The sequence below is a fragment of the Paracoccus sp. (in: a-proteobacteria) genome (assembly GCF_030538655.1).
Taxonomy (GTDB): domain Bacteria; phylum Pseudomonadota; class Alphaproteobacteria; order Rhodobacterales; family Rhodobacteraceae; genus Paracoccus.
Genome location: NZ_JAUNTO010000007.1, coordinates 124,202 through 145,038 on the forward strand (window position 1 = coordinate 124,202; position 20,837 = coordinate 145,038).

Consider the following 20,837-nt stretch of genomic DNA (forward strand, 5'->3'; position numbering starts at 1 on the left):
CGATGCTGTCGGACAAAGGCGCCCGGAACCACAGGCGTTGTCAGGGCGTTACAGCGGGCCGGGTGACGGCGGGATCACGAAAGGAATGCCAGCATGGAATGGCGTGGACGGCGGGGCAGCCGCAATATCGAGGATCGGCGCGGCATGGGCGCCACTGGCGCGGGCGGCATTGGCGTTGTCGGGATGCTGGCCGTTCTGGCCTTTGGCTATTTCTTTGGTATCGACATCAGCCCGGTGGTGCAGGGGATCGAGGGGCAGGGCCAGTCTCAGCCGCGCGAACTGACCGAACGCGACCGCCAGTATGGCGAGTTTCTGTCGGTGGTTCTGGCCGATACCGAAGAGGTCTGGGGCCAGGTTCTGCCCGAACAGGCGAATACGGCCTATCGCGATCCGACCCTGGTTCTGTTCAGCGGGGCGGTGCAATCGGCCTGCGGCGGCGCGACGGCCGCGATGGGGCCGTTTTACTGCCCCGGCGATCAAAGGCTGTATCTGGACACCGATTTCTTTGACGTGATGGCGCAGCGCATGGGGGCGAGCGGGGATTTCGCCGCTGCCTATGTCGTCGCGCACGAGGTGGGCCATCACGTGCAGAATCTGCTGGGCATTTTGCCGCAGGTCACGCGGATGCGGCAGCAGGTTTCCTCGGCTGATTCGAATTATCTGTCGGTGCTGACCGAATTGCAGGCCGATTGCTTTGCCGGCATCTGGGCGCGGCAGGCCAGCGAGCAGTTCGGCACCATCGACCAGCAAGATCTGCGCGAAGCACAAAACGCCGCCCGTGCGGTGGGGGACGATGTGTTGCAGGCCAACGCCGGGCGCACGCCGATGCCCGACAGCTTTACCCATGGCAGCGCCGAACAGCGTCAGGAATGGCTGATGCGCGGGTTCAACTCGGGTCAGGTGGCGCAGTGCAACACCTTTGCCGAGGCGGGGCTGTAACGGTCAGCGCGGGATGCGGATGCCGCCCGGCTGCATCCGCGCCCAATCGGGCCACAGCCCCAGCCATTCGGCCAGCACGATGGCGATGCAGATGGCGATGACGCTTAGCACCAGCACGACCTGACGGGTCGAGGGGGGACGCTGCGCCCATTTCCGTGCGCGCATCAGCCAGACAAGCAGGTTCATCGCAACAGACCTTTCACACCGCAGCCGCCAACGATATAGGCAGGGCGCAGCAAAAGTCACGGGGTTCCCTTGCCGCATCATCAGGACAGCCGCGTTCTGCCATATTCGGCGCAGCAGATGTTCGATCTGGTCGCCGATGTGGCGCGTTACCCCGAATTCCTGCCGTGGAACAGCGCCGCGCGCATCCGGTCGCGCAGGCCGCAGCCCGACGGGGCCGAGGTGATCGAGGCGGATCTGGTCATCAGCTTCAAGGTGTTCCGCGAACGCTTTGGCAGCCGGGTGGTGCTGCATCCCGCCGATGAACAGGGTGTGCTGCGAATCGACACCGATTATCTGGACGGCCCGTTCCGGCATCTGCATTCCGGCTGGCGTTTTCAGGATGTGCCGGGGCAGGCTGCGCGGCAGTGCCGGGTCGAGTTCTTTGTGGATTTCGAATTCCGCAACGCCATCCTGCAAAAGCTGATCGGCGTGGTGTTCGGCGAGGCGATGGCCCGGATCGTTCGCGCCTTTGAAGATCGCGCGAAAGTGCTGTATGGGGCTGGCGCCTGACGCGCGACCGTTCTACAAGGCGCGCCGGGGGCGGTTAGCTCAGTTGGTAGAGCGTCTCGTTTACACCGAGAATGTCGGGGGTTCGAGTCCCTCACCGCCCACCATTTCCCCATCCGTTCAGGGTTGCCCAAGGGCGCAAAATCGCGTGATGCTTATCCCTGAAAAATGCCCTGCGCCACGGCGGTCAGGGTCAGCATGATTGCCAGAACACCCATCGCCCGCCGATACAGGCGCAAGCCGCGCCACAGGTCGCGCGCATCCGGGTCGGGCGCGGCGGCGTTCAGCCATGGCTCATCCGCGATCCGGTCGGCATAGACGCGCGGGCCGGACAGGCGCACGTTCAGCGCCCCGGCCATGGCTGATTCCGGCCAGCCGGCATTAGGTGAGCGGTGGTGCCGCGCGTCGGTGCGGGCGCAAGCCAGCGCCGCCCTGCCGCGCCGCCATCCCGCCGCCAGCGCGATCAACAGCGCGCTCAGACGGGCGGCGGGCCAGTTGGCCGCGTCATCCAGCCGGGCGGCGAATTTGCCAAAAGCCTCGTGGCGCGGGGTGCGGTGGCCGATCATGGAATCCAGCGTGTTGATGGCCTTGTAAGCCGCAATGCCGGGTAAACCCGCGACCGCCAGCCAGAACACCGGGGCTACCACGCCGTCGCTGGCATTTTCGGCAAGGCTTTCCAGCGCCGCGCGCGACAGCGCCGGGGCGTCGGCGGTGGTCACGTCGCGGCCCACGATCATCGCGGTGGCCTGCCGCGCGCCCGGCAGATCGCCTGCCACCAGAGGGCGCGCCACCGCCGCGACATGATCCCATAACGACCGCGAGGCGATCAGCGGCCAGCCCAGCAGCACGGACCACGGACCGAGAAGCCACACCAGAATGCAGGCGGGCAGGGTGGCGGCGGCGATCACCAGCAGGCTGGCCAATGTGCCGCGTGCGACACGGGCGCGGCCCCGATTCATGCGCCGGTCCAGCAGGGAAATCAGCCCCCCCAACCATGTGACCGGATGGCCGATGCGCCGAAACAGCGCGTCGGGCCAGCCAATCAGCGCATCCAGCGCCATCGCACATACGGTCAGCAGTGCGGTCATGGCTGACGGTTCACATAGCTGACGGCCCAATGACGGCCCGCATGGGTAATCTCGGTCAGCGACAGCGGTTCTATTGCAAAGGACAGCGCCGCATCGCCCACCACCAAAGACAGCGCCGCGCGAACGGTTCCGGCATGGGCGATGATCACCACCTCATCGCGGGCCAGTTGCAGAACCGGGTGAACGCGCGCGGCCATATCGGCAAAGCTTTCACCGCCAGGGGGGCGCAGCGCGGCCAGTTGCCCTGTATCAAGATCGCCGGGATCGGGCAGGTCGGTGTAGGGTTCACCTTCCCACGCGCCGAAATCCTGCTCCCACAACGCGGGCCGGGTTTCGCCGGTCAGACCAAGCGCCACTGCCGTTTGCTGACAGCGCAGCGCCGGGCTGATCCAGACTGTCGCGGCTGCCGGAAGGGCGGCCCTGACCCGCGCCAGTGCCGCGCCATTGCTGCAATCGGCGGGCACATCGCGCCGCCCGGCCAGCCGACCGCCGGTGATCGCGGGGGCATGACGGATCAGCAGCAGGCGGGTCATCGCGGCTCCTTTGAGGATATGGGGCGCGCCTGTTTCGCCGCAAACCGCCGCCAAAGGCAAGATACGGGTTGAGTCGATCACTTTGCCGCAGTGCAGCGTCGGTTTGTGATCACGCGACCGGGAAATGTGATCACGAAGCCGCCAAATTGTTAGAATTGCAGCGAAGGGCTGGCAAAGTGCGGTGACAGATGGCAGAAGGATGACGAAAAGCAAGCGATAACGCCAGCCCGGACGGCCCGTCACGCCATGACCGCCGCCCGGCCACGATGGAGGGCCGATACATGGCAGCAGACGTAAACCGGGGCAACCGGCCGCTTTCCCCCCATATTCAGGTCTACAAGCTGCCGATAGCAGCCAAGACCTCGATCCTGAACCGTGCCACGGGTCATGCGATGGTGGCGGGTATCCTGCTGCTGGCATGGTGGCTGGTCGCCGCCGCCACGGGGCCGGGTGCATTCGCCTGCGCCGATTGGGTGGTGCGGTCGTGGATCGGCTTTATCGTGCTGACCGGCGCGGCATGGTCGCTGTGGTTCCATGCGCTGGCTGGCGTGCGGCACATGTTCTATGACGCCGGGATGCTGATGGAAATCGACCAGGCCAGGCAATCCAGCTGGTGGATCATCATCGGTTCGGTCGCGCTGACAGTGATGTCGCTGCTGCTGTTCTTTATCGCGTAAGGAGGCTAGGGATGCGTTTCATCACCCCGCTGAAGGCCGCCAACGGTCTGGGTGCCAGCCATACGGGCACCGAAAATCACTGGCAGCTGACCGTGACATCGGTTGCGTTGCTGATTCTGACGCCGGCTTTCCTGCTGGTTGTGGGCAGCGCCATCGGCCTGCCGCGCGAAGCCCTGATCGCCTATTTCGGGCGTCCCTATCCGGCGCTGGTGACGGCGCTGTTCGTGTCGGTCGGCATGGTGCATTTCATGCGCGGCACGCGGATCATGATCGACGACTATTTTCAGCATACCGCCCGCAAAGTGGCGCTGATCGTTTCGGTCATCTTTGGCTGGGGCGTGATCGCGGCGACGCTGTTCGCGCTGGCAAAAATGGCTCTCGCGGGCTGAGAAGGGACAAGGCAGACGATCATGGCAGCTTATGAATATCAGACGCATGATTACGATGTGGTCGTGGTGGGGGCCGGTGGCGCCGGTCTGCGCGCCACTTTGGGCATGGCTGAACAGGGCCTGCGCACGGCCTGCGTGACCAAGGTTTTCCCGACCCGTTCGCACACTGTTGCGGCGCAGGGCGGCATCGCCGCCAGCCTGTCGAACATGGGGCCGGACAACTGGCAGTGGCATATGTATGACACCGTGAAGGGGTCCGACTGGCTGGGCGACACCGACGCGATGGAATACCTTGCGCGCGAGGCGCCAAAGGCGGTTTACGAACTGGAACATTACGGCGTTCCGTTCAGCCGGACCGAGGAAGGCAAGATCTATCAGCGCCCGTTTGGCGGCCATACGACCGAGTTCGGCGAAGGCCCGCCGGTGCAGCGCACCTGCGCCGCCGCCGACCGCACGGGCCATGCGATCCTGCACACGCTTTACGGCCAGTCGCTGAAGGAAAAAGCCGAATTCTTCATCGAATATTTCGCGCTGGATCTGATTATCACCGATGGCCGTTGCACCGGCGTCGTCTGCTGGAAGCTGGATGACGGCACGATCCATGTGTTCAACGCGAAAATGGTCGTTCTGGCGACCGGCGGCTATGGCCGCGCCTATTTCAGCGCGACTTCGGCCCACACCTGCACCGGCGACGGCGGCGGCATGGTGGCCCGCGCGGGTCTGCCCTTGCAGGATATGGAGTTCGTGCAGTTCCACCCGACCGGCATCTATGGCTCGGGCTGTCTGATTACCGAAGGCGCGCGGGGCGAGGGCGGTTATCTGACGAATAGTGAGGGCGAGCGGTTCATGGAGCGCTATGCCCCCACCTACAAGGATCTGGCGTCGCGCGACGTGGTGTCGCGCTGCATCACCATCGAGATCCGCGAAGGCCGTGGCGTAGGCGAACATAAAGACCATATGTTCCTGAATTTGCAGCATCTTCCGCCCGAGGCGCTGCATGAACGTCTGCCTGGCATTTCGGAATCGGCCAAGATTTTCGCCGGCGTCGATGTCACCAAGGAGCCGATCCCGATCCTGCCGACGGTTCACTATAACATGGGTGGTATTCCGACCAATTACTGGGGCGAGGTGCTGAACCCGTCCGAGGATAACCCCGACCGCATTTTCCCCGGCCTGATGGCTGTGGGCGAGGCAGGTTGTGCCTCGGTTCATGGTGCGAACCGGCTTGGCTCGAACTCGCTGATTGACCTTGTGGTCTTTGGTCGGGCTGCCGCGATCCGTGCGGGGCAGGTGGTGGAACGCGGCACTCCGATTCCGCCGACCAATGTGGAACAGGTCGAAAAGGCGCTGGACCGCTTTGACGCGCTGCGCAACGCCGACGGCTCGATCTCGACTGCCGATCTGCGGCTGGAGATGCAAAAGACCATGCAGGCCGATGCGGCGGTGTTCCGCACCGACAAAACGCTGGCCGAGGGTGTCGAGAAAATGCAGGCCATCGCGGCCAAGATGGGCGACCTGAAGGTGACGGATCGCAGTCTGATCTGGAACAGCGACCTGATGGAGACGCTGGAACTGGCCAACCTGATGCCCAACGCGATGGCAACCATCGTCGCGGCCGAGGCGCGCAAGGAAAGCCGTGGCGCCCACGCCCACGAAGACTGGCCCGAGCGGGATGATGCCAACTGGCGCAAACACTCTCTTGCATGGGTGAACGGCCCGGATGTTAAACTGGCCTATCGCCCCGTGCATCTTGAGCCGCTGACCAAGGCTGAAGACGGCGGGATCGACCTGAAAAAGATCGCACCCAAAGCGAGGGTTTATTGATGCGTCTCTCCTCTCCCTTGATCCTGGGCGCTGCGGCGCTGGCCCTGTCGGGCTGTGTCGTCGCAACGCCGTTTCCGGCACCCGTGCCGACCGCGCCGGTGACGACAGCTCCGACGGCGCCTGTCGCCACCACGCCGACAACGCTGGATGCGGCCTCGCGCGCGGCGGCGCAGGCTGCCATCACCACGGCCATGCAGGCCAGCCTGCCGGGCACCAACGCGACGCCCTACACCAATTGCGTCATGCAAAACGCCACCACGGCCGAACTGATCGACATCGCCCAGATGTCGCGGGCGAATGTGCCCGGCGTGGCGGACAGTGTGGCGGCGATCGTGCGTCGTCCGGCGACGACCGCGTGCATTTCCGCTGCGGCGCGGACCGCATAAGATGCGGCACGGGGCAGCATATGTCCTGAAAATCGCGGCGCCGCTGGCTTTTGTGCTGGCGGCGGCTGCCTGTGCGCCGGTGACGGTCGATCAGGCCGAACAAAGCTGCCTGCGCGATGCGCAGCTGGCGCAACGCCCACGCAGTGAAGTGTCGGTTGGGATCGGCGCCTCGCGCGGCGACATCCGGCCCTATGCCTCGGTGCGGATGGATGTTTCGGCCGATTACATCCGGGGGCGCGATCCGGCTGACGCCTATAACCGCTGCGTCCTGAACCGCTCGGGCCAGTTTCCGACCCGATCGCTTTACGATCAGCCCGGCTGGCGGGGCTGACAGTGCGGCAGATGACCACATCCGGGCCGCGCCGTCCGTTGACGATCCATATCGGGCTGCAAAAGACCGGCTCGACATCGTTACACCATCATCTGCAACTGAACGCTGATGTGCTGGAACGGCGCATGGTTTTGCGGATGCCGGTTGAGGGCACGCCGATGCGTCCTCTGGGGCGTGCGGCGGTGGAATTCAGCCTCAATCCCGATGATATGCGCCGCGCGACACTGGATCAGGCGATCCGCGTGGTGCGCGAGGGTTTGCCGGATAACGGCCTGCCGGTTCTGATAAGCCATGAAAATCTGGCTGGTGCCATGCCCGGAACGGGGGATGAGCGGCGGCTCTATCCTCTGCTGCCTCGGATCATGGCGTCGCTGGATGCAGGATTTCATGACTTTTCAGTTGATTATGTGATATATCTGCGAAGTCAGGTGAACTGGCTACCCTCGGTCTGGGCGCAGGCGGTGCGCACCGATGGCTATACCGGCACATGGGCCGATTATGATGCCGAGGCTGTCAACCTGCCCGAATGGCCCGACTTGATTGGGCGGCTGACCGATGCGATTGGCGCTGATCGGCTGACCGTGTTTCACCTTGAAGACGAAACTGACCCGGCCCATCCCGGTAGCCAGCTTTTGAGCCATATGGGGCTGAGCGATCAGGACATCGCCGCCCTGCGCCCGCTTGAACGGCGTGCGATGGAGCGGTTGTCGCCTGCCTCTACCGAATTCATGCGTCGGCTGAATGGCTTGTCGCTGAATCCTCATGCCCGCACCCGTGTCGCCGATCTGGTCGCGCGGACGCAGCACCTGTTTAACGCTGATTATCGGCCAAGTATCAATTATGTTTCCGCCGAAGGAAAAAGGTAATGAGTAACTCGTCGGCTTTGCATTCAGAACCGGCACGCCGCAGATTGACGCCGGCGCAATATTATCACAAGCCCGCACGCTTGACCCGGTTGCTGATGCGGACCGGCCTGTTGGAACGTGATCAGATGTTCTGGTGGTGGCCAGACCAGAAAATAAACTTTGGTGATTGGGTCGGACCGCTTATTTATGAATGGCGCACGGGGCGCCGTCCTCTTTATTGCAACAGCGCGGGCAGCGCGCGGGGGCAATATTATCTGACTGCGGGCAGTATCCTGTCATTCAACCATCAGCCTGATCGGGCGGTTGTCTGGGGCAGCGGCGTTATTTCGGATCAGGTTCCGATTTCGCGGCCCAAACAGATTCATGCAGTGCGCGGCCCGATGACACGACAGCGTTATCTGGATGAAGGGTTTGATTGCCCCGATGTTTACGGCGATCCAGGCATTCTGGTGCCCCATGTTTTGGAACTGGATGGTATTTCGCCGAATTTCCGTCTGGGAATCATCCCGCATTTTTCCGAGGCGCATATGGTGCCGGAATTGGTGCGTGCAAACCCGGATATAAAGATTATTGATGTTCTGTCCGATGTCGAGACTGTATCCCGACAAATTGCGGATTGTGCGCATATTTGTTCCAGCTCACTGCATGGTTTGATTATCACTCATGCTTTGAACCGCCCTGCTGCATGGATCCGTTTTTCCGAGGGCACGCATATAGATGGCTGGAAATTTCAGGATTATTATCGTTCGGGCCGGATTGAAGATCTGTCTGGCCCAAGCTGGATTAATGCAGAGGTGACGCCTGATGATTTGATTGATCTGGCCCGCCGCGCACCGCGACCTGATACCGAGAGACTTATGAACCCGCTTCTCCAAGCGTGTCCCTTCTAGGCAAAAAGAGTAGGAAATCCCGATGGTCCAGTTCACCCTGCCCAAGAACAGCCAGATCCGCGTCGGCAAGACCTGGCCCAAGCCCGAGGGCGCAACAAACCTCCGCAAATTCAAGATCTACCGCTGGGACCCCGATACTGGCGAAAACCCGCGCCTGGACACTTACTTCGTCGATCTGGACAAATGCGGCCCGATGATTCTGGACGCGCTTATCAAGATCAAGAACGAAATCGACCCGACGCTGACATTCCGCCGTTCCTGCCGCGAGGGGATTTGCGGTTCCTGCGCCATGAATATTGATGGCGGTAACCATTTGGCCTGCATCTATGGTATGGATGAGGTGGATGGCGACATCAGCATTTACCCGCTGCCGCATATGGCGGTGGTCAAGGATCTGGTGCCGGACCTGACGCATTTCTATGCGCAGCATGCCAGCGTGAACCCTTATCTGATTACCAAATCGCCAACGCCGGGCAAGGAATGGAAGCAGTCCATCGAAGACCGTAAAAAACTGGACGGCTTGTATGAGTGCATTCTGTGCGCGTCCTGTTCTACCTCGTGCCCGTCGTATTGGTGGAACGGCGACCGCTATCTTGGCCCGGCCGCGCTGCTGCATGCTTATCGCTGGATCATCGATTCACGCGACGAAGCTACGGGTGAGCGTCTGGACGAGTTGGAAGATCCGTTCAAGCTGTATCGCTGCCACACCATTATGAACTGCACCAACACCTGCCCCAAGGGGCTGAACCCGGCCAAGGCGATTGCGTCGATCAAGCATATGATGGTGGATCGGATCGTCTGATCTTGGTCGCATTACATTGCAATAAAAAACCCGGCTTTTGCTGGGTTTTTTTATGTGTGCGGCGGGATTGAAACGGTTGTCAGGATTGCTGCGCCGACCTGAAAATGTATTTAGCCAAAAAAGAAACCCGGCCGTTGTTTCCCGCCGCCGGGTTTTCTGTTTGTCTCAATGCGCAGGCCAAAGGCGTCCGGCGGTGAAGCCGGATCAGCCCTCGACCTTGCTGAAATCGGCGATGCCGGCACCTGCGGCACGGATACGGTGCAGCAAGTTCAGGCGGTTGCGGCGCACGATGCTGTTGTCAGTATTCACCTGAACGGCGGTGAAAAAAGCGTCGATGGGCGTGCGCAGGGCGGCGATAGCGGCCATGGCCGCCGGGAAATCCTCGACCTTGATGGCAGATTGGATCGCTGGTTCGGCGGTGTCGAGCGCGGCAAACAGCGCGCGTTCGGCATTGGTTTCGGCGAATTTCGGGTCGGCGCCGAAGGAATATTCGACGCCATCCGCCGCCTCGGCCTGACCGAGAATATTGGCGGCGCGTTTCAGCCCTTGCAGCAGGTTTTCGCCATCGGGGGTTTTCAGCATGTCGTTCAACGCCGTGGCACGGCGGGTGACAAGCGTCAGGTCGTCATTGCCGGGCAGGGCGAGGACGGCGTCGATGACGTCATGGCGGATGCCCTGTTCGCGCAGGTGGACCTTGAGGCGGTCGTGGAGGAAGGTGAGGAGGTCGGAGGTGGTGGTGAATGCCTTCTGCCGATCCTTTTGCGATATAATAGGAGTAACGGGTTTTTCATCCTGAGCAGCTTGGCCAAGTTCTATCCAGTCAGACCTGAAGCTCTCTTTTATCAAGCTATAGTTTCCAGCGACATTGAGTCGGCCATCAAGCCTTGCCTGATGGAGTGCGACTTCCAGCGCCAGGATAGGCAAGAGTCCAACCCGCACCCCATTCGCCAACACCAGCCGAATAACCCCCAACGCCGCTCGCCGCAGCGCATAGGGATCCTTGCTCCCGGTTGGCTTCTCATCAATCGCCCAGAAGCCCGTCAGCGTGTCGATCTTATCCGCCAACGCCACTGCCACCGAAACCGGGGCGCTTGGCACCGCATCGCTTGGCCCCAAGGGCGAATAATGGTCGCGGGCGGCATCGGCGACCGCCTCGGGCAGCCCCGCCTCAAGCGCATAATACCTCCCCATCACGCCTTGCAGTTCGGGGAATTCGCCGACCATCGCAGAACGCAAATCCAGCTTGGCCACCTTTGCCGCCTGTTCGGCCTGGTCCGCGTCGGCCCCGACCATCGGGGCGATCTCGCGCGCCAGTGCGGCCACGCGGGCCACGCGGTCGGCTTGCGAACCCAGCTTGGCGTGGAAGGTCACGGCCTTTAGCCCGTTGGCCCAATCGTCCATCCCGGCCTTGGCCACGCGCAGGTCGTTTTCCCAAAAGAACGCTGCATCCGACAGGCGCGCCGCCAGAACCCGTTGATTTCCAGCCAGAATTGCCGCGCCGTCATCTGCCGTTTCGATGTTGGCGACGGTGACATAACCCTCGATCCGGCCGGTTTTCGGGTTGCGGGCCGAAAAGAACTTCTGATGTTCCTTCATCGAGGTTTGCAGCACCTCGGGCGGCAGGGACAGGAAGCGATCCTCGATCACGCCCATCAGCGGCACCGGCCATTCGACAAGGCCCGCGACCTCGGTCAGCAAACCGTCATCTGCCACAATCTCCCAGCCACGTGCGAAGGCCAGATTTTCCGCGCCGGTGCGGATCGCCTGCGCGCGCTCATCAGCGTCCAGCATCACGCGGGCGCGGCGCAGCTTGGCGGCATAATCGTCAAAGCCGGTGACGGAGAACGTATTGGGGGCCATAAAGCGATGCCCGCGCGTCGTGTCGCTGGCCGTGATGCCATCCACGTCCAGCGGCACGACCTGCCCGCCGGATTCGTCGGTCAACAGGCAGATGATCGAATGCAGCGGGCGCACCCAACGCAAGCTGCCCGCCCCCCAGCGCATTGATTTCGGCCATGGAAAATTGCGGATTACGGATTCCAGCACCTCGGCCACAATGGCAGCGGCAGGGCGCCCCTCAACCGTCAGGGTGGCGAACCAGACCTGACCTTTCTTGTCGTCCCGCGCCTCTAGCTGGTCGCGGGTCAGGCCGGTGCTGCGCAGGAACCCCTCCAGCGCCTTTTCGGGGGCGTCTGTGCGCGGGCCTTTGCGTTCCTCGCGCGTGGTGGGGCTGTGGGCGGACAGGCCCTCGACCGTCAGAGTCAGGCGGCGCGGGGTCGAAAACGCGCCGGCGCTGGCATAGGTCAGGCCGGCGTTGACCAGCCCGTCCGTGACCAGACGGCGCAGATCCTCGCGCGCGCGGGGCTGCATCCGGGCGGGGATTTCTTCGGAAAAGAGTTCGATCAGCAGGTCGGGCATTATTCGATAAGCCTTTGTTCTTCGGCCTCGTCATTCAGCTGATGCCAGCCAAAGGCACGTCCGTCGGGATAGATGGCGATAACCCGGTCAATGCCGGTGCGGATATTGTGCTGCGACAGAACCGCGCGCACCGCGCCCGATTCCAGATCGCCGGTGATGCCGCGCGCGGAATAGCAGCGGAACCAGTTTGGCCCGACCAGCGGCGTCGGGTTCGGATAGGGCTGCGCATTGGCGGGCGCGGCGTCCAGCGTAAAGCAGGCGCGCCAGCCCAGCGGTGAACTGTCCTTGTCGATGCCGTGAAAGTCGCTGACCGACAGCGGTTGCAGGTTGCCATCGGTGGTTGTCACGACCAGCGATTCGGTGCCCAGCGTCTGATCCACCTCGTCGTAATAGCCGAACATCTGCATGTAATAGACCAGCGCCCCGGTCAGGACGGCGGCACCCAGCAGCATGATAACGGCGATTTTTCCGGCGTTCATGGCTGCGCGGCCTCGGTGGTGACGAACAGATCGGCGCAGGATTTCGCCAACGCGCGGACGCGACCGATATAAGCCTGCCGTTCGGTGACGGAAATCACGCCGCGCGCGTCCAGCAGGTTGAACAGGTGGCTGGCCTTGATCGCCTGATCGTAGGCCGGATGCGCCATCGGGATACGGCGGCCCGCGCTGTCGGTGTCGTCAGCGGCAAGGATGCGGGCGCATTCTGCCTCGGCGTCCTTGAAATGCTGGAACAGCATATCGGTATCGGCCTGCTCAAAATTCCAGCGGCTGTATTCGCGTTCTGTCTGGCGAAACACGTCGCCATAGGTCAGCGGGATCGGGCTGTCCGGGTCGTTGAAGGGCATATCCATGACATGTTCGACGCCCAGCACATACATGGCCAGCCGCTCTAACCCATAGGTCAGCTCGCCCGAAACGGGGCGGCAGTCATGCCCGCCGACCTGCTGGAAATAGGTGAACTGGCTGACCTCCATCCCGTCGCACCAGACCTCCCAGCCCAGCCCCCACGCGCCAAGGGTCGGCGATTCCCAGTCGTCTTCGACAAAGCGCACGTCATGGGCCAGCGGGTCCAGACCGATGGCGCGCAGGCTGCCAAGATACAGGTCTTGCAGGTCCGGCGGGCTGGGTTTGATGATGACCTGATATTGATAATAATGCTGCAAGCGGTTCGGGTTTTCCCCGTAGCGCCCATCGGTCGGACGGCGCGACGGTTGAACATAGGCTGCCGCCCAGGGGCGCGACCCCAGCGAACGCAGGGTGGTGGCTGGATGGAATGTGCCTGCCCCCACCTCCATATCATAGGGTTGCAGCACGGCGCAGCCTTTGGCGGCCCAATAGTTTTGCAGCCTCAGGATTACCTCTTGAAAGGAGCGGGGCTTGTCGGGGCTGGTCATCGGGGCGTCCTTTTGCCAAAAAGCGGGATGGCGATTGCGCGCGTGTTTAGGCGCGGGCGGTGGCAGGGTCAATTGCGAGGGCAAGGAATGCGGCGCTTTGGATGGGTCATCGTGGCGGGTCTGGCAATGCCGGGGACGGCTTGGGCGGAACAGGTGGTGATCCGTATCGAGGCCAAACGCGGCCAGACAGCAGCGGCGCAGGCGGCGCAAGGCTGGGGTGCGCAGTTCGGCGATGTGGTGACGTTTCCGGTGCCGGGCGGCTGGACCGCCATCGGCCTTGGCCCGATGGAGCGGGCCGCCGCCGAAGCGCGGCTGACCGAACTGAAAGCGGCGCGGCAGGTGCCCGCCGACAGCTTTATCGCACCCGCGCCTGCCGGGGTTGCGGTGGCGGAACCTGTCGTCGTGACAGAACCGGCTGATGTGGCAGAAGTGGCTTCGCAGCCCGAGGCTGAGCCTGCTGCCCCCGCCGATCCCTATACCCATGTCATCCGGCTGGAAACCGTGACCGACCGGGCCGAGGCGGATGCCGCGCTGACCCGCTGGCGCGAAACCTTCCCCGAGGCGGGAATGTGGGAACTGTCCAACGGTCGCTTTGCGATCGCCACCGGGCCGCTGGAACCTGCCGTGGCAGGCGCGTGGCTGGACGCCTTCAAGGCTGCGGGGCAGGCCCCGCGCGATGCGTTTCTGAGCGATGTGGCCGAAATGGGGCAGGTGGCGGTTGCGGGCACCCGGCCCGATCTGCCGGCCCCGCCGGCCGCTGCCGCAGACCTGCCGCCGGTCGAGGATATTCAGCGCGCGCTGCGGTGGGCCGGGCATTATGATGGCCCGATTGACGGCCAAAGCGGCCCCAAAACGCGCGAGGCGATCACCCGCGAAATGGCGGCGCAGCGCCTGTCGCCTGATCCCGGCACCGCGATGCAGATGCTGATCGCCCGGCGCGCGGAATGGCGCAATCAGGTCGGGTTGGCGGAACTGGCTGATGCCCATACCGGGCTGGCCGTGATCGCGCCGCTGGACCGGCTGGCCTTTGACCGCAGCGAACGGGCGCTGTCAATCTATGGTCCCAAGGACGGATCTGGCGCGGCGCTGATCCTGTTCAGCCAACCGGGTGGCCAGCAAGAGATGCTTGATCTGGGTGGGCTGGTGACGGCGCTTGGCTGGGTTCCGGCACCGGCGCGTGACATCTCGTCCGGGCGGATGGTTCTGGATGGGCGCAATGATACCCATATCGGCTATGCTGAAGGCCGGGTCCGTGATGGCCGGGCCGAAGGCTATGTGCTGATCTGGCCACTGGCGGACGAGGATGACCAGCGCCGGATCATGGCCGAGATTTCCGATTCCTTCACGCGCACCGGGCCAGGCCAGAACGAAGGCACGCCGCCGCAACCGCAACTGACCGAAACGCCCGGCAGCGATAGCGTGAATGATCCGCTGCCAAGGGAATAGGCGGGGCAGCAGGCCGCGTCGTATAATCAGGTTAATCATTCATGGAAGGACGGCATAATGAAAGCGACCACCACCACTGCCATTCTGGCCATGGCCATGCTGATGGGCTGTGATTCCGCCGATGATAAGGCCCCGGCTGTCGGTATGGCCAACCCCGCATCGGAATATTGCGTCAGTATCGGCGGGCGGCTGGAAATCCGCCGTGGTCCTGATGGTGAGGCGGGCTATTGCCACCTGCCGGACGGGCGTGCTGTCGAGGAATGGGAATTATTCCGCGCGCAGGCCAAATAAGGCCGGGTGCTGGATCGGTGTTCTGCGCGGTATATAGGCCTGTCATCTGCGGCGGCTGCGCCTATCCCCGCCAGAACCGCGGCAGCAGCAGCACCAGAACCGAGATCAGTTCCAGCCGCCCCAGATACATCCCCAGAATCATCAGCCATTTCGCGCTGTCCGGAAAGTCGCTGACGGCCCCGGTGCGGCTGACCTCTGGCCCCCAGACCGGGCCGATATTGGCGATCGAGCTCCAGGCGGCGGTCAGCGCGGTTTTCGGATGCAGCCCGGTCAGCGCCAGCCCGACGATCAGCAGGCCAAAGGTCAGCATGAACAGGGTAAAGAACGCCATGACCGAATCGACCACCTCTTGCGACAGCGGCTGACCGCCAAGGCGCAGCGGATAGACCCGATGCGGCGAATGCATCCGCCGGATCTGCGCCTTGACCGCGCGGATCAGCACCAGATAGCGGAACACCTTGACCGAACAGGCCGTCGATCCGGTGCATCCGCCGATCAGCCCGATCACGATCAGCATCGTAAACGGCAGATGCCCCCAAGCCGTCACATCGGTCGAGGCAAAGCCGGTGCCGGAACTGATCGTGGTGACGTTGAACAGCGTTTCGCGCAGCATATCCAGCGGGTGCGCTTCTTGCCCCGGTTGCAGCAGGCGCCAGGCCATGATGATGGCGCAGGTATAGCCGATCCAGCGCAGATAGGCGCGCACCTGCACATCCTGCCACAACGGCTGCACGTTCCCGCGCGTCGCCTGAATCATGCGGATGAACGGCACCGAGGCCAGCACCATGAACACCGACGCCGCCCATTGCGGCGCACCCAGATAGACGCCGAAACTGGCGTCAAAGTTGGAAAACCCGCCGGTGGAACAGGTGGTCAGTGCGTGAACCAGCGCGTCGAATCCGTTCATGCCCAGCATGATATAGGCCACCATGCAGGCCAGGGTGATGAAGATATACACCATGGTCATCTCGGCCGCGATCTCGCCCGCGCGGGGCAGGATCTTGCCCATGGTGTCGAACCCTTCCGAGCGGAAAAACTGCATCCCGCCGACTTTCATCACCGGCAGAAACACCATGGCGACCACGACGATCCCCAGCCCGCCAGCCCATTGCGTGATCGCGCGCCACAGATGCGTGCCGTGCGGCAATTCGTCCAGATGCGGAAAAACCGTGGTGCCAGTGGTGGTAAAACCTGACATCGCCTCGAAATAGGCATCGGTCAGGCTGGCGCCGGGCTGCCCCAGCACGAAAGGAATCGCGCTGACGACAGGCAGAATTGCCCACAGGCCAGAGGTCAGAATAAACGCCTGCTGGATTGTCAGGCTGTGAATGGGGCGATGCGTGGCTACTGTGGTCAACACCCCCAGCAGGATGGCGATAGCCGCTGATTCCAGAAAGACCTGCCAGTGCGGGTCGCCGTGCCACCAGTCCACCAGCATCGGAAACAGCATTGCCACCCCGATGACGGTCACGATCTTGCCGATGGCATGGGCGACCGGCCCGATCTCGGGCAGCGAGCCGCCGCGTCGCCGCACATTCAGCGCCGCCGTCATGGCCAGCGATAGCCGCTCGGTGTGGGGGGCGACCAGTCGGCGGGCGGGGCATCCGGTGCATAGATCTGCACCAGCAGCGGATAACAGGCCGCCACATCAGACGAATGCTGCGCCCCGCAATCGCCGCCGGGGCAGGCCGACAGCCCGCCGATCAGGTCGATTTCGGCAAAAAACTCCAGCCTGTCGCCGGGGCGCACGGGGCTGGCTTTCATGAAATACTGCCCGGTGTCGCGGGTGAAGCCGGTGCACATGAAGACGTTCAGCACGTCATGGACCAAGGGTTCGGCCTCGGACTTTGGGATGTTCAGGTGGTCCGCCAGCGCGCGGGTCAGGTTGGAATGGCAGCAGTGATGATAATCGCCGCCCGACAACAGCCGGTGTGTGTAGGGATCGCAGCGCGTGCCGATCACATCATGGACCGAGCCGCCGTAGTCGTCTTTGCCATACCAGCCAAGGCTGTCGTGGATGATTGTCGCCATCGGGCGCAGATAGGGAAAGCCGGACCACATGCAATGCCCGGTGGTCAGATGCGTGCCGTGCAGGGCGCGGGTCTTGCCGGAATAGAACCTCTCGCGCGGGTCCGCCGCCGACCACAGGTTCAGATCACCGACCTGCGGCCCCTCGACGCTGACAATGCTGAAGAAATGCCCGGCCGGCACGGTAAAGCACCGTCCTTCACGCGGTGGGACCAGCGTTTCCGACACCAGCCGCGCCCCATCCCGCGCCTGGCGCAATGCCGCCAGCCCCGGATCGGGTAACGTGGCCGGATCATAGCAGATCACCGGACGGATGGCGCGGCGATCATTGGCATCGGGCGGGGCGTTGTGTTCGGTGCTCATACCTCGGACAACAGCATGACCGACCGCCAAAGGAAAGAGGGGAGACTCGGCTTGTTCGATGCTGGCTGTGTTCGCTGCTGATCTGTTGGAAATAGTGTGACGGTGCGGGACGCTATGTGCGCCCCGCCCGTGAGGATCGGTTAATTTTAACCGATCTGCACCATCCGATGTTTTTTCTTGCCGACCGAGACCTTCAGCCCCTCGCCGATCAGCGCCTGATCCACCGTCATCTGCGGGTCGGATACGGGATCGTTGTTCAGCCGCAGCCCGCCTTCGGCAACCAGACGCTTGGCCTCTTTGCCCGAAGAGACGATGCCGGTCTGCACCAGCAATTGCGCGACCGGCAGGGGCAGCGCATTGCCCGGCACCGTCACCACCTCAAGATCGCCGCCCGCGCCGCCTTGTTCAAAGACCTCACGCGCGGTGGTTTCGGCGGATGCCGCCGCATCGGCACCGTGCAGCAGCGTGGTGACGTGGTTGGCCAGAATGACCTTGGCTTCGTTGATTTCCGACCCGGCCAGTGCGCCCAGACGGTCGCATTCCTCGACCGGCAGTTCGGTATACAGTTTCAGGAACCGGCCCACATCGGCGTCGGTGGTATTGCGCCAGAACTGCCAGAATTCGTAGGGCGACAGCATCTCGGCGTTCAGCCAGGTCGCCCCGCCCGCCGATTTGCCCATCTTGCGTCCGTCCGAGGTGGTCAGCAGCGGCGTGGTCAGGCCCCAGACCTCGCGGTCAAGGACGCGGCGTGTCAGGTCGATGCCGTTGACGATATTACCCCATTGATCCGACCCGCCCATTTGCAGCGTCACGCCGTGACGGCGGTAAAGCTCCATAAAGTCATAGGCTTGCAGGATCATATAGTTGAATTCAAGGAAAGACAGTGACTGTTCCCGGTCCAGCCGCGATTTCACCGATTCAAACGACAGCATCCGGTTGACGCTGAAATGCCGCCCGATGTCGCGCAGGAAATCGAGGTAGTTCAGTCCGACCAGCCAGTCGGCGTTGTTCAGCATCTGCGCGCGGCCGTCCCCATAATCGAGAAAGCGCGCGAACACCTGCTGCATCCCGTCGATATTGCGCTGAATGGCGGCATCGTCCAGCAAGGGGCGCTCGTCGCTGCGGAACGACGGATCGCCCACCTTGGTCGTCCCGCCCCCCATCAGCGTCACCGGCTTGTGTCCGGTTTTCTGGAACCAGCGCAGCAGCATAATATTCAGCAGGTGGCCGACATGCAGCGACGCCGCCGTGGCGTCATAGCCAATATATGCCGTCACCGGCCCTTGCGTCAGGGTTTCATCCAGCGCCTGAAGATCGGTGCAGTCAGCCAGAAAGCCGCGCTGCATGATGACGTTCAGGAAATCCGATTTGGCACGATATGTCATGTCTGTTTCCTTTCCAGTATGGCGCGTATACCGGCGCAAAGAACAAAGGAAAAGCGATGATCCGGGCTTTGGGGATGATGTCGGGCACCTCGCTGGACGGGGTGGATGCGGCGCTGATCGACACGGATGGGGTGCGAATCGGCGGTTTTGGCCGGTCGGATTATCGCGCCTATTCCGGGAACGAGGCGGGCGCGCTGCACGCGGCGCTTGGGCAATGGCCTGGCGACGAGGGGGTAACGGATGCCGCAGAGATCACGCTGGCCAGTCATGCCGATCTGGCGGCGAATTTTACCGAAGCGCAGGTGATCGGCTTTCACGGCCAAACGCTGGCGCATGATCCGGGCGGTCGCGGCACCCATCAGGCCGGTGATGGTGCGGCGCTGGCCCGTGCCACAGGGCGCCCGATCGTCTGGGATTTCCGCAGCGAAGACGTGCGTCAAGGCGGGCAGGGCGCGCCGCTGGCGCCGTTCTTTCACTGGGCCTGCGCCGATTGGGCGGCGGGGCAGGGGCTGATTGACCGCGCGCCGGTCGCCTTTCTGAACCTCGGCGGGGTGGGCAATGTCACATGGGTTGATCCCACGGCAGACACGCCTGAATCGCAGGGGGCCTGCCTTGCCTTTGACACCGGCCCGGCCAATGCGCCGCTGAACGATCTGATGCGCGCGCGCGGTCTTGGCACGCGGGATGAGGGTGGGCGACTGGCCGCATCAGGCCGGGCGGATGCGGGCGTTGTGGCCGATTTCCTGCGCCACCCGTTTTTTGACGCACCGCCGCCCAAATCGCTGGACCGTGACGCCTTTACCGGGCTGGCGGCGTCGGTGGCAGGGCTGACGGATGCCGACGCGGCGGCCACTCTGGTCGCGGCGCTGGCGGGCGCGGTGGCCGCAGGCTGGCGCTGGATGCCGCAGCCCCCCGCGCAGATGCTGATCTGCGGCGGCGGCCGTCATAACGCGGCAATCATGGCGGCGCTGTCGGCGGCGCTGCCCTGCACTGTGGCCCCGGTCGAAGCCGCCGGGCTGGATGGTGACATGCTGGAGGCGCAGGCGTTCGGCTGGCTGGCTGTGCGGGTGTTGCGCGGTTTGCCGACATCCGGCCCCGGCACCACCGGCGCGCCCGGCCCGGTCTGCGGCGGACGTATCAGCCACCCGCACGTTCATTCCCCCAAGGGGTGTTAATAAAGATCAAAGGAACGGCGATCCAGGCCACACGTTGAGGCTGTGATGCAGATGAAGCTGCTGACAACAAGCTTTGAGAATGAGGAGTCTCAGATGAAAAAGCTCATGATCGCCGCCGCAACCGTTGCCCTGACCGCCCCGGCCTTTGCGCAGGACCAGCCCGACGCCACGACCACCGATCCGGCCGCTGTGCCGACCGAGGAAACCACCACCGCGCCGGGGCTGGAGCCGACCGGCGTTCTCGATCCGGCTGCCCAGCCTGCGACTGATCCGGTCATGACCACACCGACTGCTGATCCTGCCATGACCGTAACCGACCATGCCTCGGCGACAGTGACTGCGGCCCAGCCGGGCGTCACCGCATCGTGGCTGACCAGCCGTTCGATCTGGACCACCAATCAGCCGTCAAGCACAGCCTGGGTTGATGTGACCGTGAGCGAACGTCCGTCGGAATGGGAACAGATCGCCGACGTGTCGGATCTGGTGCTGACCGACGATGGCCATCTGGTCGGCTATACCGCTGACATCGGTGGTTTCTTGGGGATGGGCGTCCATACCGTCTTGCTGGACCGCGACACGCTGCACGTCGTCCGCTTTGGCGACGATGCCTATCTGGTGACGAACTACACCAGAGAAGAGCTTGAGGCGATGCCCGAATTCGACACCGAATTGGTGCATGATTAAGGTGTTATCCGGTGTTCCCGGGGAAAGGGGCGCAACTGCGCCCCTTTTTCTTTGCGGATTTGGCAAACCCGCCCTTGACGTGCCCGGCGGGTTTCCGTAAATCCCCATCCACCCCGGCGGGCGATCAGCCGGGGATGAGTGGGCGGTTGTAGCTCAGTTGGTTAGAGTACCGGCCTGTCACGCCGGGGGTCGCGGGT

The 20,837-nt window shown here is 63.3% G+C and carries 23 protein-coding genes and 1 tRNA gene; 15 read left to right on the top strand and 9 right to left on the bottom strand.

Annotated features, from left to right (window positions below):
- Positions 1-93: 93 nt before the first annotated feature.
- Positions 94-939: a neutral zinc metallopeptidase gene (locus tag Q4G22_RS06985; RefSeq protein ID WP_303385181.1), complete on the top strand. Its 846-nt coding sequence runs from the start codon at positions 94-96 to the stop codon at positions 937-939.
- Positions 940-942: 3 nt separating this feature from the next.
- Here Q4G22_RS06985 and Q4G22_RS06990 read toward each other — a convergent pair whose 3' ends face one another.
- Positions 943-1,125: a hypothetical protein gene (locus Q4G22_RS06990; RefSeq protein ID WP_303385182.1), complete on the bottom strand. Its 183-nt coding sequence runs from the start codon at positions 1,123-1,125 to the stop codon at positions 943-945.
- Positions 1,126-1,194: 69 nt separating this feature from the next.
- Between Q4G22_RS06990 and Q4G22_RS06995 the strand changes: the two genes are divergently transcribed.
- Together Q4G22_RS06995 and Q4G22_RS07000 are read left to right on the top strand one after the other, a co-directional pair.
- Positions 1,195-1,674 (top strand): type II toxin-antitoxin system RatA family toxin, encoded by a 480-nt coding sequence (locus Q4G22_RS06995; protein WP_303385183.1) that lies wholly within the window; start codon positions 1,195-1,197, stop codon positions 1,672-1,674.
- Positions 1,675-1,702: 28 nt separating this feature from the next.
- A tRNA-Val gene (locus Q4G22_RS07000) sits at positions 1,703-1,778 on the top strand.
- 48 nt (positions 1,779-1,826) lie between these two features.
- On the opposite strand, the gene cbiB is transcribed toward Q4G22_RS07000, so the two are convergent.
- Both cbiB and Q4G22_RS07010 read right to left on the bottom strand, forming a co-directional pair.
- Complete coding sequence (gene cbiB / locus Q4G22_RS07005; RefSeq protein ID WP_303385184.1) at positions 1,827-2,759, bottom strand: adenosylcobinamide-phosphate synthase CbiB; 933 nt, start codon at positions 2,757-2,759, stop codon at positions 1,827-1,829.
- Positions 2,756-3,292, bottom strand: coding sequence for a histidine phosphatase family protein (locus Q4G22_RS07010; RefSeq protein WP_303385185.1), 537 nt, complete (start codon positions 3,290-3,292; stop codon positions 2,756-2,758). The genes cbiB and Q4G22_RS07010 overlap by 4 nt, the downstream gene beginning before the upstream one ends.
- A 281-nt stretch (positions 3,293-3,573) precedes the next feature.
- Between Q4G22_RS07010 and sdhC the strand changes: the two genes are divergently transcribed.
- From sdhC to Q4G22_RS07050, 8 genes are read left to right on the top strand one after another with little or no spacing between them, the layout of a single operon-like run.
- On the top strand, positions 3,574-3,969 hold the full coding sequence (sdhC, locus tag Q4G22_RS07015) for a succinate dehydrogenase, cytochrome b556 subunit (protein WP_303362421.1): 396 nt from the start codon (positions 3,574-3,576) through the stop codon (positions 3,967-3,969).
- Positions 3,970-3,980: 11 nt separating this feature from the next.
- On the top strand, positions 3,981-4,358 hold the full coding sequence (locus tag Q4G22_RS07020; RefSeq protein ID WP_303385186.1) for a succinate dehydrogenase, hydrophobic membrane anchor protein: 378 nt from the start codon (positions 3,981-3,983) through the stop codon (positions 4,356-4,358).
- A gap of 21 nt (positions 4,359-4,379) precedes the next feature.
- On the top strand, positions 4,380-6,182 hold the full coding sequence (sdhA, locus tag Q4G22_RS07025; protein ID WP_303385187.1) for a succinate dehydrogenase flavoprotein subunit: 1,803 nt from the start codon (positions 4,380-4,382) through the stop codon (positions 6,180-6,182).
- On the top strand, positions 6,182-6,568 hold the full coding sequence (locus Q4G22_RS07030) for a hypothetical protein (protein WP_303385188.1): 387 nt from the start codon (positions 6,182-6,184) through the stop codon (positions 6,566-6,568). Before sdhA ends, Q4G22_RS07030 begins: the two co-directional genes overlap by 1 nt.
- 1 nt (position 6,569) lies before the next feature.
- Positions 6,570-6,899, top strand: a complete 330-nt coding sequence (locus Q4G22_RS07035) for a hypothetical protein (RefSeq protein ID WP_303385189.1) — start codon at positions 6,570-6,572, stop codon at positions 6,897-6,899.
- A gap of 11 nt (positions 6,900-6,910) precedes the next feature.
- The gene (locus Q4G22_RS07040; protein WP_303385190.1) at positions 6,911-7,765 is read left to right on the top strand and encodes a hypothetical protein; all 855 of its coding nucleotides are present in this window, start codon (positions 6,911-6,913) and stop codon (positions 7,763-7,765) included.
- Complete coding sequence (locus tag Q4G22_RS07045; protein WP_303385191.1) at positions 7,765-8,655, top strand: polysaccharide pyruvyl transferase family protein; 891 nt, start codon at positions 7,765-7,767, stop codon at positions 8,653-8,655. The genes Q4G22_RS07040 and Q4G22_RS07045 overlap by 1 nt, the downstream gene beginning before the upstream one ends.
- A gap of 22 nt (positions 8,656-8,677) precedes the next feature.
- The gene (locus Q4G22_RS07050) at positions 8,678-9,457 is read left to right on the top strand and encodes a succinate dehydrogenase iron-sulfur subunit (protein ID WP_303385192.1); all 780 of its coding nucleotides are present in this window, start codon (positions 8,678-8,680) and stop codon (positions 9,455-9,457) included.
- Between the two features lie 204 nt (positions 9,458-9,661).
- Here Q4G22_RS07050 and glyS read toward each other — a convergent pair whose 3' ends face one another.
- The 3 genes from glyS to Q4G22_RS07065 are packed head-to-tail and all read right to left on the bottom strand — an operon-like array spanning position 9,662 to position 13,268.
- A complete protein-coding gene (gene glyS / locus Q4G22_RS07055) occupies positions 9,662-11,875 on the bottom strand; it encodes a glycine--tRNA ligase subunit beta (RefSeq protein ID WP_303385193.1) in 2,214 nt (737 codons plus the stop codon).
- Positions 11,875-12,354, bottom strand: a complete 480-nt coding sequence (locus Q4G22_RS07060) for a DUF6446 family protein (protein WP_303362413.1) — start codon at positions 12,352-12,354, stop codon at positions 11,875-11,877. The genes glyS and Q4G22_RS07060 overlap by 1 nt, the downstream gene beginning before the upstream one ends.
- The gene (locus tag Q4G22_RS07065) at positions 12,351-13,268 is read right to left on the bottom strand and encodes a glycine--tRNA ligase subunit alpha (RefSeq protein WP_303385194.1); all 918 of its coding nucleotides are present in this window, start codon (positions 13,266-13,268) and stop codon (positions 12,351-12,353) included. The genes Q4G22_RS07060 and Q4G22_RS07065 overlap by 4 nt, the downstream gene beginning before the upstream one ends.
- A gap of 87 nt (positions 13,269-13,355) precedes the next feature.
- Between Q4G22_RS07065 and Q4G22_RS07070 the strand changes: the two genes are divergently transcribed.
- Together Q4G22_RS07070 and Q4G22_RS07075 are read left to right on the top strand one after the other, a co-directional pair.
- Entirely contained in the window at positions 13,356-14,714 is a 1,359-nt protein-coding gene (locus tag Q4G22_RS07070) for a peptidoglycan-binding domain-containing protein (RefSeq protein WP_303385195.1), read from the top strand.
- 57 nt (positions 14,715-14,771) lie between these two features.
- Complete coding sequence (locus tag Q4G22_RS07075; protein ID WP_303385196.1) at positions 14,772-15,005, top strand: DUF333 domain-containing protein; 234 nt, start codon at positions 14,772-14,774, stop codon at positions 15,003-15,005.
- 61 nt (positions 15,006-15,066) lie between these two features.
- Here the strand turns inward: Q4G22_RS07075 and Q4G22_RS07080 are convergent, their stop codons facing one another.
- The 3 genes from Q4G22_RS07080 to tyrS all read right to left on the bottom strand — a co-directional run bounded on the left by Q4G22_RS07080 (position 15,067) and on the right by tyrS (position 18,781).
- The gene (locus tag Q4G22_RS07080) at positions 15,067-16,557 is read right to left on the bottom strand and encodes a TrkH family potassium uptake protein (protein WP_303385197.1); all 1,491 of its coding nucleotides are present in this window, start codon (positions 16,555-16,557) and stop codon (positions 15,067-15,069) included.
- Complete coding sequence (locus tag Q4G22_RS07085) at positions 16,554-17,396, bottom strand: DUF1989 domain-containing protein (RefSeq protein WP_303385198.1); 843 nt, start codon at positions 17,394-17,396, stop codon at positions 16,554-16,556. Before Q4G22_RS07085 ends, Q4G22_RS07080 begins: the two co-directional genes overlap by 4 nt.
- A gap of 146 nt (positions 17,397-17,542) precedes the next feature.
- Positions 17,543-18,781, bottom strand: coding sequence for a tyrosine--tRNA ligase (gene tyrS, locus Q4G22_RS07090; RefSeq protein ID WP_303385199.1), 1,239 nt, complete (start codon positions 18,779-18,781; stop codon positions 17,543-17,545).
- Between the two features lie 56 nt (positions 18,782-18,837).
- Here tyrS and Q4G22_RS07095 point away from each other — a divergent pair, with 56 nt between their 5' ends.
- A complete protein-coding gene (locus Q4G22_RS07095; protein WP_303385200.1) occupies positions 18,838-19,956 on the top strand; it encodes an anhydro-N-acetylmuramic acid kinase in 1,119 nt (372 codons plus the stop codon).
- Between the two features lie 93 nt (positions 19,957-20,049).
- Positions 20,050-20,640, top strand: a complete 591-nt coding sequence (locus Q4G22_RS07100) for a PRC-barrel domain-containing protein (RefSeq protein ID WP_303385201.1) — start codon at positions 20,050-20,052, stop codon at positions 20,638-20,640.
- Positions 20,641-20,837: the final 197 nt, after the last annotated feature.

What these genes read in the sequence shown, in the direction of transcription:
- Q4G22_RS06985 (WP_303385181.1), top strand. Translation starts at nt 94, where the DNA reads ATGGAATGGCGTGGACGGCGGGGCAGCCGCAATATCGAGGATCGGCGC.
- Q4G22_RS06990 (WP_303385182.1), bottom strand. Translation starts at nt 1,125, where the DNA reads ATGAACCTGCTTGTCTGGCTGATGCGCGCACGGAAATGGGCGCAGCGT.
- cbiB (WP_303385184.1), bottom strand. Translation starts at nt 2,759, where the DNA reads ATGACCGCACTGCTGACCGTATGTGCGATGGCGCTGGATGCGCTGATT.
- Q4G22_RS07010 (WP_303385185.1), bottom strand. Translation starts at nt 3,292, where the DNA reads ATGACCCGCCTGCTGCTGATCCGTCATGCCCCCGCGATCACCGGCGGT.
- sdhC (WP_303362421.1), top strand. Translation starts at nt 3,574, where the DNA reads ATGGCAGCAGACGTAAACCGGGGCAACCGGCCGCTTTCCCCCCATATT.
- Q4G22_RS07020 (WP_303385186.1), top strand. Translation starts at nt 3,981, where the DNA reads ATGCGTTTCATCACCCCGCTGAAGGCCGCCAACGGTCTGGGTGCCAGC.
- sdhA (WP_303385187.1), top strand. Translation starts at nt 4,380, where the DNA reads ATGGCAGCTTATGAATATCAGACGCATGATTACGATGTGGTCGTGGTG.
- Q4G22_RS07030 (WP_303385188.1), top strand. Translation starts at nt 6,182, where the DNA reads ATGCGTCTCTCCTCTCCCTTGATCCTGGGCGCTGCGGCGCTGGCCCTG.
- Q4G22_RS07035 (WP_303385189.1), top strand. Translation starts at nt 6,570, where the DNA reads ATGCGGCACGGGGCAGCATATGTCCTGAAAATCGCGGCGCCGCTGGCT.
- Q4G22_RS07040 (WP_303385190.1), top strand. Translation starts at nt 6,911, where the DNA reads ATGACCACATCCGGGCCGCGCCGTCCGTTGACGATCCATATCGGGCTG.
- Q4G22_RS07045 (WP_303385191.1), top strand. Translation starts at nt 7,765, where the DNA reads ATGAGTAACTCGTCGGCTTTGCATTCAGAACCGGCACGCCGCAGATTG.
- Q4G22_RS07050 (WP_303385192.1), top strand. Translation starts at nt 8,678, where the DNA reads ATGGTCCAGTTCACCCTGCCCAAGAACAGCCAGATCCGCGTCGGCAAG.
- glyS (WP_303385193.1), bottom strand. Translation starts at nt 11,875, where the DNA reads ATGCCCGACCTGCTGATCGAACTCTTTTCCGAAGAAATCCCCGCCCGG.
- Q4G22_RS07060 (WP_303362413.1), bottom strand. Translation starts at nt 12,354, where the DNA reads ATGAACGCCGGAAAAATCGCCGTTATCATGCTGCTGGGTGCCGCCGTC.
- Q4G22_RS07065 (WP_303385194.1), bottom strand. Translation starts at nt 13,268, where the DNA reads ATGACCAGCCCCGACAAGCCCCGCTCCTTTCAAGAGGTAATCCTGAGG.
- Q4G22_RS07070 (WP_303385195.1), top strand. Translation starts at nt 13,356, where the DNA reads ATGCGGCGCTTTGGATGGGTCATCGTGGCGGGTCTGGCAATGCCGGGG.
- Q4G22_RS07075 (WP_303385196.1), top strand. Translation starts at nt 14,772, where the DNA reads ATGAAAGCGACCACCACCACTGCCATTCTGGCCATGGCCATGCTGATG.
- Q4G22_RS07080 (WP_303385197.1), bottom strand. Translation starts at nt 16,557, where the DNA reads ATGACGGCGGCGCTGAATGTGCGGCGACGCGGCGGCTCGCTGCCCGAG.
- Q4G22_RS07085 (WP_303385198.1), bottom strand. Translation starts at nt 17,396, where the DNA reads ATGAGCACCGAACACAACGCCCCGCCCGATGCCAATGATCGCCGCGCC.
- tyrS (WP_303385199.1), bottom strand. Translation starts at nt 18,781, where the DNA reads ATGACATATCGTGCCAAATCGGATTTCCTGAACGTCATCATGCAGCGC.
- Q4G22_RS07095 (WP_303385200.1), top strand. Translation starts at nt 18,838, where the DNA reads ATGATCCGGGCTTTGGGGATGATGTCGGGCACCTCGCTGGACGGGGTG.
- Q4G22_RS07100 (WP_303385201.1), top strand. Translation starts at nt 20,050, where the DNA reads ATGAAAAAGCTCATGATCGCCGCCGCAACCGTTGCCCTGACCGCCCCG.